Source organism: Saprospiraceae bacterium, from assembly GCA_026129545.1.
Taxonomy (GTDB): domain Bacteria; phylum Bacteroidota; class Bacteroidia; order Chitinophagales; family Saprospiraceae; genus M3007.
In genome coordinates this window covers 3,457,609-3,471,669 of record JAHCHX010000001.1, presented here as the reverse complement: position 1 = coordinate 3,471,669, position 14,061 = coordinate 3,457,609, and the positions used below count along the sequence as shown (strand labels likewise).

The window sequence follows — 14,061 nt, the reverse complement described above, 5'->3', positions numbered from 1 at the left end:
TGCAAAAAACGTAAAGACTTAGCGTCTCGACCCCTCCCGCCAGGCGGCGGGAGGGGTCGAGACGCTAAGTCTTTACCCAAAAACAAAAAATCCCGCCGCAACCGTTGTGCGACGGGATTTTTCAATTCAAAAACCAAAAAAGTTATTCTTCACAGCGTCATCGGCACTTCCATCAGCAGCAATTGGGCATTCGAGTCTGCGCTGATGTCGAGTTTGTCCACGTTCCAGATGCCAAGGCCGTCGCGGCGGTTTAGCGCCTGCCCATTGATGGTCACGTCGCCTTCGATGACGAAAGCATACACGCCGTTTTTCTCCTTGTTTTTGAGCGTATAATCCACTTTGGTGTCTTTGTCCAAATGGCCGAGGTGGAACCACGCATCCTGATGAATCCACACGCCGTCGTCGTCGGCATTGGGCGAGAGGATTTGCAGGAGCTGGTTTTTCAATTTCGCGGTGTCGAGCGAAATCTGGTCGTAGCGCGGTGTCACGGCGCGTTTGTTTGGGAAAAGCCAGATTTGCAGGAAGCGCACATCCTTGTCCTTGTTTTTGTTGAATTCCGAGTGTTGGATGCCCGTGCCTGCGCTCATCACCTGAATATCGCCTTGCCGAATCACAGCCGTGTTGCTCATCGAATCCTTGTGTTCGAGGTCGCCGGAGAGCGGGATGGAGATGATTTCCATGTTGTCGTGCGGGTGGGTGCCGAAGCCGCGTCCGGGTGCCACGATGTCGTCGTTGAGCACACGGAGCACGCCGAAGTGCATCCGTTCGGGGTTGTAATAGTTGGCAAAAGAAAAAGTATGGTGGCTATCAAGCCATCCATGATTGGCATGGCCGCGTGTGCCAGCCTTGTGCAAAACTGTGTTTGCCATGATGTTTGACTCCGTATTTGGAAGGTGATTGAAACCAAGTATGTCGAGCGGCTTGAGTTCGTCAATGCCGTTCTGGGCGAGGTTGCCCACCGCTTTCGACGCGGCGAAAATGCCTACACCGAAAAGCCCTGTTTTGAGAAAATCTTTGCGCTGCATTTTTCAGTATTTGATAGGGAGTTTTAATGCTTTTGGCGAGAAAATGTTCAATGGGGTGCCTCGAAAAATGCGACGGGAGGTGTTCGAATCAATGCTTATTCAAATACTGACCTCCAGCCATATTCGCACCCCTTTACCGGGTGCGGTCTGCACGTCGAGTCTCCCGTTGATGTCGGCAGCGCGTTGGCGCATATTGGCGATGCCGTTGCCATAGTGGGTGCTGGCGGGGTCGAATCCCTTGCCATTGTCTTTTATTTCCAGCGTCAATTTGCGGCGCTCCAAGCGCAGGTTCACTTCCACTTGATTGCACTCCGCGTACTTTGCTGCATTGTTCATGGCCTCTTTAAAAATAAGGTAGATGTTGCGGCGCGTGTCGGGGCGAAGGGCAAGAGTGGGGAACGAAGTGGGTATGTCGGCTAGGAATTGGATGTTGCGTGCCTCGCTGATTTTTAGCCCAAATGCTCGGATTCGGGCAGCCAAATCCTCGATATTGTCGTGTCGGGCACTAATGGCCCACACGATGTCTTGGATGGATTCGGATAGGGTGGCTGCGCTTTGATTGATGCGGGCGAGCATATTGTGGGCTTCGGCTGAGTGTTTGGTCAGTTGGCTTTGCGCCAGTTCGCTAAAGAACCGAATGCTGCTCACGGTGCTGCCCATGTCGTCGTGCAGGTCGCGGGCGATACGACGGCGGATGGCCTCCAATTGAAGGCGCTGCTGCTGGCGATACCACGCGATGCCCGCGATGATAGCCGCTGCCAGGCCTAACAGCATGAGTCGGAACCAGACCGTTTTGGTGAAGGGTGGTATCACTTTCAATTCGATGCGCACGGTTTCGCGGCTCCAGATGCCGTCGCCATTGCGGGCGCGGACGAGCAGGGTGTAGTTGCCACCGTCCAAGTTGGTGTAGGTGATGGTGTTTTGCTGCGTCTCGGCCCAATCTTGGTTGAAGCCTTCGAGTCTGTACACCAAGACTGTTTTTTCGGGCTGGGTGAAATTGAGTGCGGCAAAGTCGAACGTCACCACGTTGTCGCCGGGCCGCAGCACTATGCGCTCGCCCATGTGCCATGCGAAGGGTTTGTTCAAGACGAATACCTCGACCAGCGCCGTGCGCGGCGGGTAGGGGTTCATGGGCAAGCGGGAAGTGTTGGCAATGTTGAAGGCATCGTTGAAACCGAAAAACAGCTCGCCGTTGGGCAGCATTTGATAACCATCCGCGATGTCGTTGTTGAAAACGCCGTCCGGGCGGCGATACACGTTGACCGCGCCAGTGGTGGGGTAGTATCGGTGCAGCCCGTTGGCGGTGGCCAGCCACATACGGTCTTCCAAATCAATCTCGATACCGCGTATCAAGTCGTTTTGCAGGCCGTTGTGGGTGCCGAGCGCAAACGCGATGCGGTTGTGGTCGTCGAAGCGAAGCAGCCCTTCGCTGGAGGCTATCCAGAATTGGCCCTTGCGGTCGAATGCAAAATCGTTGCAGGCGACATAGGAGCTGTCTTTCAGGACGAAGTGCTCGTGTTGTTGGGTGTTCGGGTCGTATCGCAGGAAGCCAAACGAGTCGCCGACCAAAATGCGACCTTGGGGATCTTCCCCCAGCCCTCTGATGTAGCGTTTTTTGCCGTCCAATGGCACATTTTCAAATTTGCCGGAGGCGGGGTCGAGCCAGTAAAGGCCTTCGTAATTGCAGCCAAACCATATTCGCCCGTCACGGCCTTCCAATACTTTCAAGACTTTGTGGTTGAGACCCGGCGTGGGGAAGGTTGGCTTGAACGTGCGAAACCGCCTCGTAGCAGGGTCGAACTCCTGCACGCAACTTCTTTCCGCCAGCCAGACCTTCCCGTTTTTGGCTCGAATGACCTCAAAAATTTCCTGATTGTCCAGGCCATTTTTTATTTGCTTGAATTCGCCAGTCTGGCGATTCCACTCATAGAACCCTTTCACCCAAAAGCCGACAAAGTAGCGGTCGTGTTGCGAGGCATCTTGTGCGATGCCGGCGAAGCCGCCCATTTGACCCATGCTGAATGAATCGGGCAGCATGATGCGGGTGAATTTCAGGTCGTTGGGGTCGTATTTTTCGAGGCCGTTCTCCGTGCCTATCCACACGATGCCGTTGGTGGGGTCTTTAAAAAAATAACTTGCCGGGGCGTTGTTGTGCGAGAAAGGTTCGCGTGGGCGAGGCGGGAATGGGACTGACTTGCCGTTGAGCAGGGTGCGCCATTCCAACCCATAAAGTCCACCGCCACACCATATAATGGGGCCTGCTCTTGGGTCGCGGTCGAAAAAGAAAACGGACGCGACAGAGGTGTCGTCGGGGTAATCGTCGAACTCGCCGGTCTTTTCGTTGTAAATGAAAAAGCCCCACCCCCACGAGGAGCACCAGATGCGCCCGTACTCGTCTTCTCTAATGTGGCCCGCCACCACGTTTTTGTTAAGGTCATCGTTGACCCTGCCAATTTTATACTCAAAAGCACTGCTTTGGCGATGGTAGAGCAAGATGTTGCCGCCTGCCTTTACCCACATTCGACCTTTGGAATCTTCGAAGACCTCGTGGATAAAACCATATTTCAAGGGAAGCGGATAGAGGCTGGCCTGAAAACTGCGAACATCCAATCGCACCAAAAATGTGTCGCCGCCAGCCCACCCGTAGCCTTCTTGGTCGAACACGAAGGGCGTGAGCGCGAGGGGTCGGTCGCTGTCGGGGTAGTTCAAGGGGATGCGTTCAAAATGGCGAGCGGCGTAGTCCCATAGGCAAAGCCCTTTGTTGGTAGCCACCCACATACGTCCAAACGTGTCGAGTGATAGCCCTGTGATGTAGTTGCCCGGAAGCGAGTGGCTGTCGCCTTCGCGCGGGCGAAAGACGGCGCAGCGTTTCCCATCGAATCGAGTGAGGCCATCAATGGTGCCGACCCATATGAAGCCCTGTGTGTCCTTGACGATACTGGTGACATGATTGTGGGCCAGCCCATCGTCGGTAGTGATATGCCGGAGCGCGATGCCTTCGGGTTGGGCTTGTGGGCGAGCGAGACAAAAAATAAGGGCGATAAAAATCAGCGAGCCATGCTTGAATTTTCTGCGGCGCACACCCCTGCCCGGCGTGCCCCCGCTTGTTGGCGGGAGCGGGGCCGAGCATCGAAGGGAAGCTCTTCTCGATATATTTTTCCGAAAACCCAACTCGAATCGGTTTTTAAAGGCGCAAATTACGGATATAGTGTTTGCCCGACCGTCGAAAACACAGTCGGGTTTTTTGTTTTCCCAAAAACACCATACTCTGCCGCATTACCCCTAAAATTGCCCCGTTGCATCACAGTTGTCTTCAAACACATGGCTCAAGTACACACATTCGAGTTCAATCCTTTTGCGGAAAACACCTACATTGTGTCTGACGAGACGGGCGAATGCGCCATTTTCGACCCCGGCTGCTACACAGCGGAGGAACGCGCCGCGCTGAGGCATTTTATCGAAAGCAAACAACTGCGCCCGGTGCGGCTCATCAACACCCACTGCCACATTGACCATGTTTTTGGAAATGCTTTCGTCGCAAAAACGTGGCATCTCGACCTTGAAATCCATGCGGGCGAACTACCCGTGCTGGAATACTTCCCACAAGTGTGCAAGATGTATGGCATCCCGTTCGCGGAAGAGTCGCCTACTCCTGCTCGATTTATCGAGGCTGGCGATTGGGTGGCATTTGGGCGCACACGCTTGAAGGCGTTGTTCACGCCCGGCCACTCGCCAGCCAGTTTGTCTTTCCACTGCGAGACAGAGGGCTTTGTGTTGGCGGGTGATGTGTTGTTTTTGGAGAGCATCGGGCGTACCGACCTGCCCGGCGGCGACATGGAAACGCTGCTACACAGCATCCGCACCCAACTGTTCGTGTTGCCCGACGCGACATTGGTTTATCCCGGTCATGGCCCCGCCACCACCATACGGCATGAGAAGGAGTACAATCCGTTCCTTTGACCTGTAACTTTGCTCCCCATGTTGCGCTATGTGCTTCGCCGAATCCTGCTCGCCGTGCCCACCCTGCTCGTCATTTCGATGGCGGTATTTGGGCTGAGCAAATGCGCTCCCTACGATTCGAGTTTGGGCTTGGGCGAGGTGGTGCTAGGCAATATGCAGCAACAAGCGGCTGATGCGCTGCTTCGCGCGGAAGCACTTGGCGCGGACAAGCCCACCTTTTATTTTGCCCTAACGACAGCTGCTTTCCCCGACACGCTCCACCGTGTGTTCCCCTACTCGCGCCGAGAGCGCATGAAAAGGCTTTGCGCCCAAACGGGCGATTGGCCGTTGCTGAGCCGTTTTGAGCTCGCGCTGTGGGATTTGGCGGCAGCGACCGACCATCTGCCCGACACGCTGGGCGAGGTGGCGGGCGATTTTCGAGGCGCGGTGTCTCAAATGTTGCGCAACGACCGGGCAGCCCAGTTGGCGCCGCTCATGGCAGACATACGGGCCAAAGCGGGCGGCTTGCCGCCCGATGCACTGCCAACAAACCTCATTGACTCGCTGCAAACACGGGTCGCGGAGATATGCGCCCATTTGAACCCAGGGAGAATGAATGTGCCTGCCATGCATTGGCACGGCCTCGACAACCAATATCACCAATGGCTTTCGGGTTTTGTTGTGGGCAACTGGGGGATGTCCACCTCAAAAAAGCCCGTCTGGGAATGGCTGAAGCTATCTTTGCTCTCCACGCTCATCATCAACGGATTGGCCATCATGTTGGCCTATTTGGTCGCGGTGCCGTTGGGCGTGGCGATGGCGCGTCGGCGCGACCGTTTTTTCGACCGATTCGTTCGATGGGGTTTGTTGTTTCTTTATTCCATGCCCTTGTTTTGGTTGGGCAGCTTGCTCATCATCCTCTTTGCCACACCTCATGTCGGGTTGCACCTCATCAACGGCATCGCCATCGAGATGTATCACAGCAGCGGCAAGACCTATCTCGAATGGTGCCTGAGCAATTTTGACAAGTTCATTTTGCCCATTCTTACGCTCAGCCTTCATGCGCTGGCTATTCTGGCGCTGCAAATGCGCGGAGGCATGTTGGATGCGCTCGGCCAGGATTATATCCGCACGGCTCGAGCCAAGGGCTTGGCGGAGCATGCCGTTCATTGGCGACACGCCTTTCGCAACGCTTTGTTCCCCCTCATCACCGTTTTTGCAAGCGTGTTTCCGGCTATTTTCACTGGCTCGCTTGTGGTGGAGTATCTGTTTCAGTTTCCCGGTTTGGGCACGAAGACGTATGAGGCATACGCGCTTCGAGATTATCCCGTGCTCTTCACCATCCTGATGCTGGCGGCTACGTTTACCGTGCTGGGCAATTTGCTCGCCGATATGCTCTATGCTTGGGCCGACCCGCGCGTGCGTTTTTCGAGAAAATGAAAAAGCCGCCCCTGCCAATGGCAGCGGCGGCTCGAACCAATTGAAAGCGCGAAAATTTGTCAATCTGTCAATGTTCCAAAAAATTGACAAACCGGGATGCGCTGCCCATTAGTTTGGATTGAAACCGTAATTGGACAGTATTTTTTCCTTCAACTCTTTGCGGGCGAAAAAGATGCGGCTTTTCACCGTACCAAGTGGCAAATGAAGCTCATCCGCGATTTCCTGATATTTGAAGCCCTCGAAGTGCATCGTGAACGGAATGCGGATACTGTCGTCGAGCGACGACACCATTGCGTTCAGTTCCTTCAGCATGATGCCTCCTTCGGCTGCATTGGATGTGGAATGATTGCCAGAGTTGATGTAATACTGGTTGTCAGTGGTATCGAGGATGGTATTGGCCTTTACTTTTTTGCGATAGTTGTTGATGAAGATGTTCTTCATTATGGTGAACATCCACGCTTTGAAGTTTGTGCCGGGTTGAAATTTGTCGCGATTGAAAAGCGCGCGATAGGCCGTCTCCTGATATAGGTCCTTGGCATCCTCCATGTTCTTCGTCAGATTGTAGGCGAAAGAGTGGAGCAGGGTGGTCAGGCCATTCAGTTTGGTATTAAATTCCATGCTGGTCATGGTAAGCCTCCTTGTTTGTTGAATTGATGCCTCAAAAGTACAAGCCTGTTTAACAACCACCAAATTTTTCTTCAACAAAAAAATGTCAATAATTGGCAAATTTTGATGTTGCTACATTTAAAATAGATACAAAACATTGATTTTAAATTACTTGCATAATTTTGACAAAATCTATCAAAAGGGTGATTTTCAAAAAAAAATGAAAATTGGGAGAATTTGTGGAATGAAACAAGGGAATAGTTCCACAATTTCGATTGCCAGCCCATTGCAATTCGCGTCTTCGCTGCCAATGAAGCACAAACGCAAATTTTTCCCAAACGAGTGGCCTTTGCCGAACCCTCGCGTCTAACCGCCGTTTCATTCGCTTTTCGTACCTTTGCAGCGAAACCATCACCGGGCATTTTCTTTCACATCACTCCTCTTCAATGAGCGACCAGATTAAGCATGAATGTGGCATCGCGATAGTGCGACTGCTCAAACCGCTTGATTTTTACCACAAAAAATACGGCACCCCTTTCTACGGCCTCCAAAAGCTCCAACTCCTGATGCTCAAAATGCGCAATCGGGGGCAAGACGGCGCAGGACTGGCCACCATCAAACTCAACCCCGCCCCCGGCACTCGATACATCAGTCGCAAGCGCTCCAACGCGACCAACTATCTCGACGACCTCTTCCAAATGGTATGGGCGCGACTCAACGCCGTCGCCCCCGAGCTACGCAACGACCCTGCTTGGCTGAAGGCGAATATGCCTTACATGGGGGAGGTGCTGATGGGGCATCTGCGCTATGGCACACATGGCGACAACAGCATCGAACAGGTGCACCCTTTTCACCGACAAAACAACTGGATAACGCGCAACCTGCTGCTCGCCGGAAACTTCAACATGACCAACGTGGATGAGTTGTTTCAGGAGCTGGTTGACCTCGGGCAATATCCCAAAGAACGCAGCGACACCGTCACGGTATTGGAGAAAATCGGCCATTTCCTCGACGACGAGGTGCAGCGGCTCCACACTTGGTTCAAGCCCGACGGATATTCGAACCAAGACATCAACCACCTGATTTTCGACAACTTGGATATACAAAGGCTGCTGCGCCGTGCCACCAAAAAATTCGATGGCGGCTATGTGCTGGGGGGGCTGTTGGGGCATGGCGACGCTTTCCTCATCCGCGACCCCAACGGCATCCGCCCTGCTTATTGGTACATCGACGACGAGATTGTGGTGGCTGCTTCCGAGCGTCCCGCTATCCAGTCGGTGTTCAACGTGCGCTACAAGCATGTGAAAGAAGTCAAGCCGGGACACGCGCTTATTTTGAAGTACAACGGCCAGGTGGAAGAGCTGCCATTCGCCGAGCCACGCGAGAAACGCGCCTGTTCGTTTGAGCGCATCTATTTTAGCAGGGGCAATGACCGCGAAATTTACCAAGAACGCAAAAAACTCGGCGAGCAACTCGCCCGCCCCGTGCTGGAAGCCGTGAATTTCGATATCAAAAACACGGTTTTCTCTTACATTCCCAACACGGCAGAGGCTGCGTTTTATGGTTTCGTGGAAGGGGTCGAAAAGGAGTTGAACCTGTGGAAGCAAGAGCAGATATTAAAATTGGGCAAAAAAATCACGCCCGAAAAACTCACTGAAATCCTAAACGTGCGCCCGCGATTCGAGAAACTCGTGCACAAAGACGAAAAACAGCGCACGTTCATAGCAGACACCAAAGCCCGCCACAATATGGTCGGCTACGTTTACGATGTCACTTATGGCCTCGTGCAGGATGACAAGGACACGCTCGTGCTGCTCGACGACTCCATCGTGCGGGGCACTACCTTGCGCGATAGCATCGTGAGCATCACCGCTCGCCTGCGCCCCAAGCGCATTATCATATTGAGCAGCGCCCCCCAGATCCGCTTCCCCGACTGCTATGGCATTGACATGAGCAAGATGGGTGATTTCGCGGCGTTCAACGCATTGGTGGAACTGCTCAAGGAGAGCGGCCGCGAGCATTTGCTCCAAGAAACGTATGAACGCTGCAAGGCATCCGAGCATTTGCCCGCCGAGATGGTGAAAAATGAAGCCGTCGCGCTCTACGACCTATTTGAGTATTGCCAAATCAGCCAAAAAATCGCCGAAATCGTCACGCCCAAGCACATCAAACCAGAGGTGCGGGTCATGTTTCAGACCCTCGACGGCCTGCACGCCGCTTGCCCCAACACAACGGGCGACTGGTATTTTTCGGGCCGCTATCCCACACCGGGTGGCAATCGGGTGGCCAATCGGGCGTTTATGAACTTTGTGGAAAAAAGGGACGTGCGAGCCTATTAAACTGGCGCGTCGGCCTTTGCAATATCCTTTTACTACATGCAGTATCTATCTCGGTTTGCCCTTGCAGCATTTTTTGCTTTCGTTTTTTTCTCTGTCCCCACGCTCGCCCAGCATATCAGCATCCGGCCTGCGACGGAATACGACACTTGCGCCCCTTTCCCGTTGACTTTGCGTGCCGACACGTCGGGCATCGGCATCGTGGAATGGCCCGATGGCAGCAAGGCCGACACCTTTGTTATCATTGACTACGGGACGTACTCGACTACCTTCACCACGATTGACACGGTGGTGAGCGCATCTTTCTCCATCGAAAAAATAGACTGCTGCCATCCGGTGCTACCCACCGCCTTCACCCCCAACGGCGACGGCGTGAACGATACCTTTGGGGTGCTGCTTCGATATTGCGAGGTCGAAATTCTCGAATTTAGTGTTTATTCTCGCTGGGGCGAGCTCATGTTCACGGTCAACGAATCCGCCTCTCGCTGGGACGGCACCACGCTCAACGGCACCGAGGCGCCTTCAGACGTATATGTGTATGTGACACGCTACAAAGTGGCGGACGAAGCAACGGAGAAATTCGAGAAGGGCAGCGTGGTGCTGCTGCGCTGAGTCGCGTTCATCGTCGCCTCATCCGGTCTTCATCGAAAAAACCGGCGCGGGTATGCGAACCGCCAGCTCTTTTGCCCCAAAATAGTTTGAAAAATGCACTGCTACGGTTCTCGCAAGTTTGCTGCCCATCATGCCATCCACGCACATCCATTTTTTCAGCACAAGAAAAACAAAAAGAAGATGCGCTTTTTTCTCCCCCTACTCATGCTTTTCCTGCTGGTCGGCTCCATTGTCGTCGGCGTGTTTTACCTGATTGCCAAAGTGCTGGGGCAAATCAATCTAAACCCCGAAAGTCAGGCTTGGAAAAAAACGGTGGAGCAACTCCGCACTCGCCTGAAAACGCTCGCTGCGGGGGCGCTTGTGCCGTGGGACAAGGAGATGCTATCGCTACTCTCGCTCAATCGCTCGAATATGAAAAAGCCCGGCTTTTTCAACAGCACGGCAGAGGGCATTTTTACCACGATTTTTCAAGAGCCGGTACTGGCTTATGCCGAGCAAAAAAGTGGCAGCACCGCAGTCAAAATAGCTCGCACGAGCGATAGGGAATTTATTTTCAGGCTGAAAGGCAAGGAGACCGAAATCTGGCTGAATGGCCAGCCGTTCGGCGTGTTGGTGGATGGGGCGCTCATCGCTGCCGGAAAGTCGGGCCGCTTGTTGGCCCGTCTTGGGCGAAAAACGGGCGAGGCACAATTCCCCGTGCTGCTTGGCGACGCGGTGGCTGCTTCCATTGCCAACCCAGCCTTGGCCGATTCGCCCAACCCCCGTGCGCTTACCTTGTTGCGCGAGGTTTCAGCGGAAGAGGAGAGCGTGTTGTTGGCGTTGGTGGTGGTTGTTTGTTGATGGTTGTTCGTTGCACCCCTTTGTTTCTCTCGTACTGCTTGCTACATATCCTGCTTTGCGAACGGAATAACCAACAACAAACAACCAATTTATGCTCCACCTCCCGCATCCTGCTGGTTGATTTTTTTGAACTGTTTGTCCAAATAAAACAGGTTGCGGTCCTCAAAGCCCATGCGCTCTACGATGGTGATGATTTCCTGCACCTTGCGCTCGGCATCTTGCTGCTCCACCACGAAGGGCTGAAGGAAAATGTAAGTGGCGTGCTCGCCATTTTGCAGGCACCAGGTTGACAGTTCGTTGATGGCCACTGTGACACCGTGTTCCAAGTCAAAGACGTGCCTGAAGGCTTCCAACACGTTTTTGAAATTGTCTTTCACTTTGCCGAGTTTGTCTTCCAAGCGGGCCTCGCCGCCATTGGCGTTGATGTATTTATAGAGTTGGAGCGCGTGGCCGCGCTCGTCGTCGGAGGCGAGGTAGAAGTATTCGGCGATATTGGGCAGGCACTTTTTCTCGGCCCATGTGGCCATGGCGAGGTAAGCGTTGGAAGCATAGGCTTCTTTCTGGATTTGCTCGTTGAGCTTGGATTGGACGGTTTTGGATAGCATATTTCTGGAAGGTAAATGGTGAAAAAAATGTTGGGAAACGAGGTCAGAAACGCCGGCGAATGCCCGCTTCGAGTGTCGGAATCAGTAATGCGGAGCTGCCTCTCGAAAAAACGGAGCCGGGTACTCTGAAAATATACCGAGTCGAGGGCTGCACAAATATGGCAATGCCGCTTGCCGCAGGCTGCCATGCCAGTCCGACCCCGATGCCCAGAGAAGGGCGTAGTTTCGTCCGAGGGGTGTTGGGCGGCTCTATGAAGTCCGCGATGCCGAATTCAGCATCGGCATACCAAGACCAAACGCGGGGAAGGGCCAACCATCGGATGCCAGTAAAGTATTGCAAAACCCTGTCGGTATGCTTGATTGTGACATAGTGTGGAAGATTGGGGTCTGGGATGTAGTTGCCGTCAGCATCAAACTCCGATGGGTATATAATATAATCGCTTTGAGATTCGGCGTTGAAAACGCTGTATCGAAAGCCAAATTTGGCTTGCCATCGTGGGGCGAAATGGGTGGCATAGTCCAGGCTGAGGGCGTAGCCCATTTTTTCGTCGCTGCTTCCACACCCACGACAGATACCCATCATTTTGTGTGCCCAGTTGGGGCCAACAACGAGCGACAGCGAATGTTGTGGGAGAGCGTCCTGTGCATCGGACCACCTTCCCAAAAGAACAAAAGCGAGCGGCAACAACTTTTTCATTGGCAGATAGTTTTGATAAAAAAATTTCCTGCGAAAGTACGGCACTGCCTCAACTTCCCAATCCCTCAACATTCCTCAACCCCTCTTAACTTTTCTCAACAAAAATGCTCCGCGAACGTATTTCCGCCTTTTTCAAGCAATTCGGCGCCTTGCGCAATATCCCGCCGTTTTTCCGAATGATTTGGAATGTGGCCCCGGGCATGACACTTCTCAATGCCGGGTTGCGCGTCGCGCAGGCAGCCATCCCTGTCGTGATGCTGTATGTGGGCAAGGAAATCATTGATACGGTGTTGTTGTTGGTCGAGCAGTACCAAAAAACAAACACCGTAGGCGACACCTACACCTTGTGGCAATGGGTTGGCGCGGAGTTCGCCCTCGCCGTGGCGAATAGCCTGCTGGGCCGAGCCATCACGCTGACGGAGAGCCTGTTGGGCGATTTGGTGAGCAACGACAGCAGCGTGCGCATCATGCGGCACGCGGCCACGCTCGATTTGTTTCAGTTTGAGAATGCGGAATTCTACGACAAACTCGAACGTGCCCGCACCCAGACAACTGGCCGCACCATGTTGATGAGTTTGGTGATGTCTCAATTGCAGGACTTCATCACGATGCTCTTCCTCGTGGGTGGCTTGGCGGCTTTCAACCCGTGGCTCATCGTGATATTGGTGGTGGCGGTCATTCCGTCGTTTTTGGGCGAGACCCACTTCAATCGTCGCTCCTATTCGCTCACCAACTCTTGGACCCCTGAGCGGCGCGAGCTCGACTATCTGCGCTATATCGGCGCGAGCAACGAAACCGCCAAGGAAATCAAGATTTTTGGGCTGGAGCATTTTCTGACCGACCGCTTCAAGACCATTTCCGATAAATACTACGAGGCGAATAAAAATCTGACCCTCAAACGCGCCGCGTGGGGCAGCCTTTTTTCCATCGTCGGCACGGCTTCTTATTACGGTGCTTACGTCTTCATCGTCCTGCAGACGGTGAAAGGCGTCATCACGGTCGGGATGCTGACCTTTTTGGCCGGCTCGTTCCAGCGGATGCAGGGCCTGCTGTCGGGCGTGATGAGCCGGTTTTCAAGATTGTCGGAGACGGCTCTTTACTTGCAAGACTTTTTTGACTTCTTGGAAATGAAGCCGCTTTCGGACAATCATCAGGGGAAACTGCGCGTGCCGCGCCCCATCCGCGAGGGGTTTGTTTTTGAAAACGTCAGTTTCAAATATCCCGGCAGCGACCAGTGGGCGTTGCGCCACCTGAGTTTTCACCTCCGCGCTGGCGAAAAACTCGCCCTCGTGGGCGAGAACGGCGCCGGAAAAACCACCATCGTCAAACTGCTTGCCCACCTCTATGAACCCGACGAAGGCCGCATCCTGCTCGACGGCATAGACCTCTGCGACTACGACCCCGAGGACCTGCGCAGCCAAATCGGCATCATCTTTCAGGATTTCTTTCGCTACGCCTTCACCGCTGCCGAAAATATCGCCGTCGGCAATATCGCAGAGCGCACCGCCCGCCCGCTCATAGAGGAATCTGCCCGCAAGAGCCTCGCCGATGAAGTGGTGAAAAACCTGCCCAAGAAGTACGACCAAATGCTCGGCAAGCGATTCTCCGGCGGGATTGACCTGTCCGGCGGCCAGTGGCAGAAAGTCGCGCTTGCTCGCGCCTACATGCGCGAGGCTCAGCTCATCATCCTCGACGAGCCGACCGCCGCGCTCGACGCCCGCGCAGAGCACGAAGTGTTTGTCCGTTTTTCGGAACTCATCAAAGGGAAAACAGGGGTGCTCATCAGCCACCGCTTCAGCACCGTGCGCATGGCCGACCGCATTTTGTTTTTGGAACACGGCCAACTGCTCGAAATCGGCAGCCACGAGGAATTGCTCACCCAAAATGGGAAGTACGCGGAGCTGTTCAAGTTGCAAGCGAAGGGATATTTGTGAGGATGCGCTCGTCACGACGTTTTTTGG

General features: G+C 53.9%; 11 protein-coding genes. 6 read left to right on the top strand and 5 right to left on the bottom strand.

What is annotated here, in order from left to right; genetic code table 11:
• Nucleotides 1-149: 149 nt before the first annotated feature.
• The gene (locus KIS77_13500; GenBank protein MCW5923354.1) at nucleotides 150-1,025 is read right to left on the bottom strand and encodes a pirin family protein; all 876 of its coding nucleotides are present in this window, start codon (nucleotides 1,023-1,025) and stop codon (nucleotides 150-152) included.
• 99 nt (nucleotides 1,026-1,124) lie between these two features.
• Entirely contained in the window at nucleotides 1,125-4,106 is a 2,982-nt protein-coding gene (locus KIS77_13495; protein MCW5923353.1) for an ATP-binding protein, read from the bottom strand.
• Between the two features lie 240 nt (nucleotides 4,107-4,346).
• Between KIS77_13495 and KIS77_13490 the strand changes: the two genes are divergently transcribed.
• Together KIS77_13490 and KIS77_13485 are read left to right on the top strand one after the other, a co-directional pair.
• Complete coding sequence (locus KIS77_13490; protein ID MCW5923352.1) at nucleotides 4,347-4,985, top strand: MBL fold metallo-hydrolase; 639 nt, start codon at nucleotides 4,347-4,349, stop codon at nucleotides 4,983-4,985.
• Between the two features lie 30 nt (nucleotides 4,986-5,015).
• A complete protein-coding gene (locus tag KIS77_13485) occupies nucleotides 5,016-6,404 on the top strand; it encodes an ABC transporter permease (protein MCW5923351.1) in 1,389 nt (462 codons plus the stop codon).
• Nucleotides 6,405-6,512: 108 nt separating this feature from the next.
• Here the strand turns inward: KIS77_13485 and KIS77_13480 are convergent, their stop codons facing one another.
• Nucleotides 6,513-7,031 carry an RNA polymerase sigma factor gene (locus KIS77_13480; GenBank protein ID MCW5923350.1) on the bottom strand — a complete coding sequence of 173 codons (519 nt, stop codon included), beginning with the start codon at nucleotides 7,029-7,031 and terminating at the stop codon, nucleotides 6,513-6,515.
• A gap of 425 nt (nucleotides 7,032-7,456) precedes the next feature.
• Between KIS77_13480 and KIS77_13475 the strand changes: the two genes are divergently transcribed.
• The 3 genes from KIS77_13475 (at nucleotide 7,457) to KIS77_13465 (ending at nucleotide 10,798) form a co-directional block, all read left to right on the top strand.
• Nucleotides 7,457-9,349: an amidophosphoribosyltransferase gene (locus tag KIS77_13475; protein ID MCW5923349.1), complete on the top strand. Its 1,893-nt coding sequence runs from the start codon at nucleotides 7,457-7,459 to the stop codon at nucleotides 9,347-9,349.
• A gap of 36 nt (nucleotides 9,350-9,385) precedes the next feature.
• Nucleotides 9,386-9,958, top strand: coding sequence for a gliding motility-associated C-terminal domain-containing protein (locus KIS77_13470; GenBank protein ID MCW5923348.1), 573 nt, complete (start codon nucleotides 9,386-9,388; stop codon nucleotides 9,956-9,958).
• A gap of 180 nt (nucleotides 9,959-10,138) precedes the next feature.
• Nucleotides 10,139-10,798 (top strand): hypothetical protein, encoded by a 660-nt coding sequence (locus tag KIS77_13465; protein MCW5923347.1) that lies wholly within the window; start codon nucleotides 10,139-10,141, stop codon nucleotides 10,796-10,798.
• An 89-nt stretch (nucleotides 10,799-10,887) separates the two neighbouring features.
• Here the strand turns inward: KIS77_13465 and KIS77_13460 are convergent, their stop codons facing one another.
• The gene (locus KIS77_13460; protein ID MCW5923346.1) at nucleotides 10,888-11,403 is read right to left on the bottom strand and encodes a ferritin; all 516 of its coding nucleotides are present in this window, start codon (nucleotides 11,401-11,403) and stop codon (nucleotides 10,888-10,890) included.
• A 43-nt stretch (nucleotides 11,404-11,446) separates the two neighbouring features.
• On the bottom strand, nucleotides 11,447-12,100 hold the full coding sequence (locus tag KIS77_13455; GenBank protein ID MCW5923345.1) for a hypothetical protein: 654 nt from the start codon (nucleotides 12,098-12,100) through the stop codon (nucleotides 11,447-11,449).
• 104 nt (nucleotides 12,101-12,204) lie between these two features.
• Here KIS77_13455 and KIS77_13450 point away from each other — a divergent pair, with 104 nt between their 5' ends.
• The gene (locus tag KIS77_13450) at nucleotides 12,205-14,034 is read left to right on the top strand and encodes an ABC transporter ATP-binding protein (protein MCW5923344.1); all 1,830 of its coding nucleotides are present in this window, start codon (nucleotides 12,205-12,207) and stop codon (nucleotides 14,032-14,034) included.
• The last annotated feature ends 27 nt before the right edge of the window (nucleotides 14,035-14,061 follow it).

Excerpts from the sequence above, each read along its gene's own strand:
- KIS77_13475 (MCW5923349.1), top strand. The coding sequence starts at position 7,457 with ATGAGCGACCAGATTAAGCATGAATGTGGCATCGCGATAGTGCGACTG.
- KIS77_13480 (MCW5923350.1), bottom strand. The coding sequence starts at position 7,031 with ATGACCAGCATGGAATTTAATACCAAACTGAATGGCCTGACCACCCTG.
- KIS77_13470 (MCW5923348.1), top strand. The coding sequence starts at position 9,386 with ATGCAGTATCTATCTCGGTTTGCCCTTGCAGCATTTTTTGCTTTCGTT.
- KIS77_13460 (MCW5923346.1), bottom strand. The coding sequence starts at position 11,403 with ATGCTATCCAAAACCGTCCAATCCAAGCTCAACGAGCAAATCCAGAAA.
- KIS77_13490 (MCW5923352.1), top strand. The coding sequence starts at position 4,347 with ATGGCTCAAGTACACACATTCGAGTTCAATCCTTTTGCGGAAAACACC.
- KIS77_13455 (MCW5923345.1), bottom strand. The coding sequence starts at position 12,100 with ATGAAAAAGTTGTTGCCGCTCGCTTTTGTTCTTTTGGGAAGGTGGTCC.
- KIS77_13500 (MCW5923354.1), bottom strand. The coding sequence starts at position 1,025 with ATGCAGCGCAAAGATTTTCTCAAAACAGGGCTTTTCGGTGTAGGCATT.
- KIS77_13465 (MCW5923347.1), top strand. The coding sequence starts at position 10,139 with ATGCGCTTTTTTCTCCCCCTACTCATGCTTTTCCTGCTGGTCGGCTCC.
- KIS77_13450 (MCW5923344.1), top strand. The coding sequence starts at position 12,205 with ATGCTCCGCGAACGTATTTCCGCCTTTTTCAAGCAATTCGGCGCCTTG.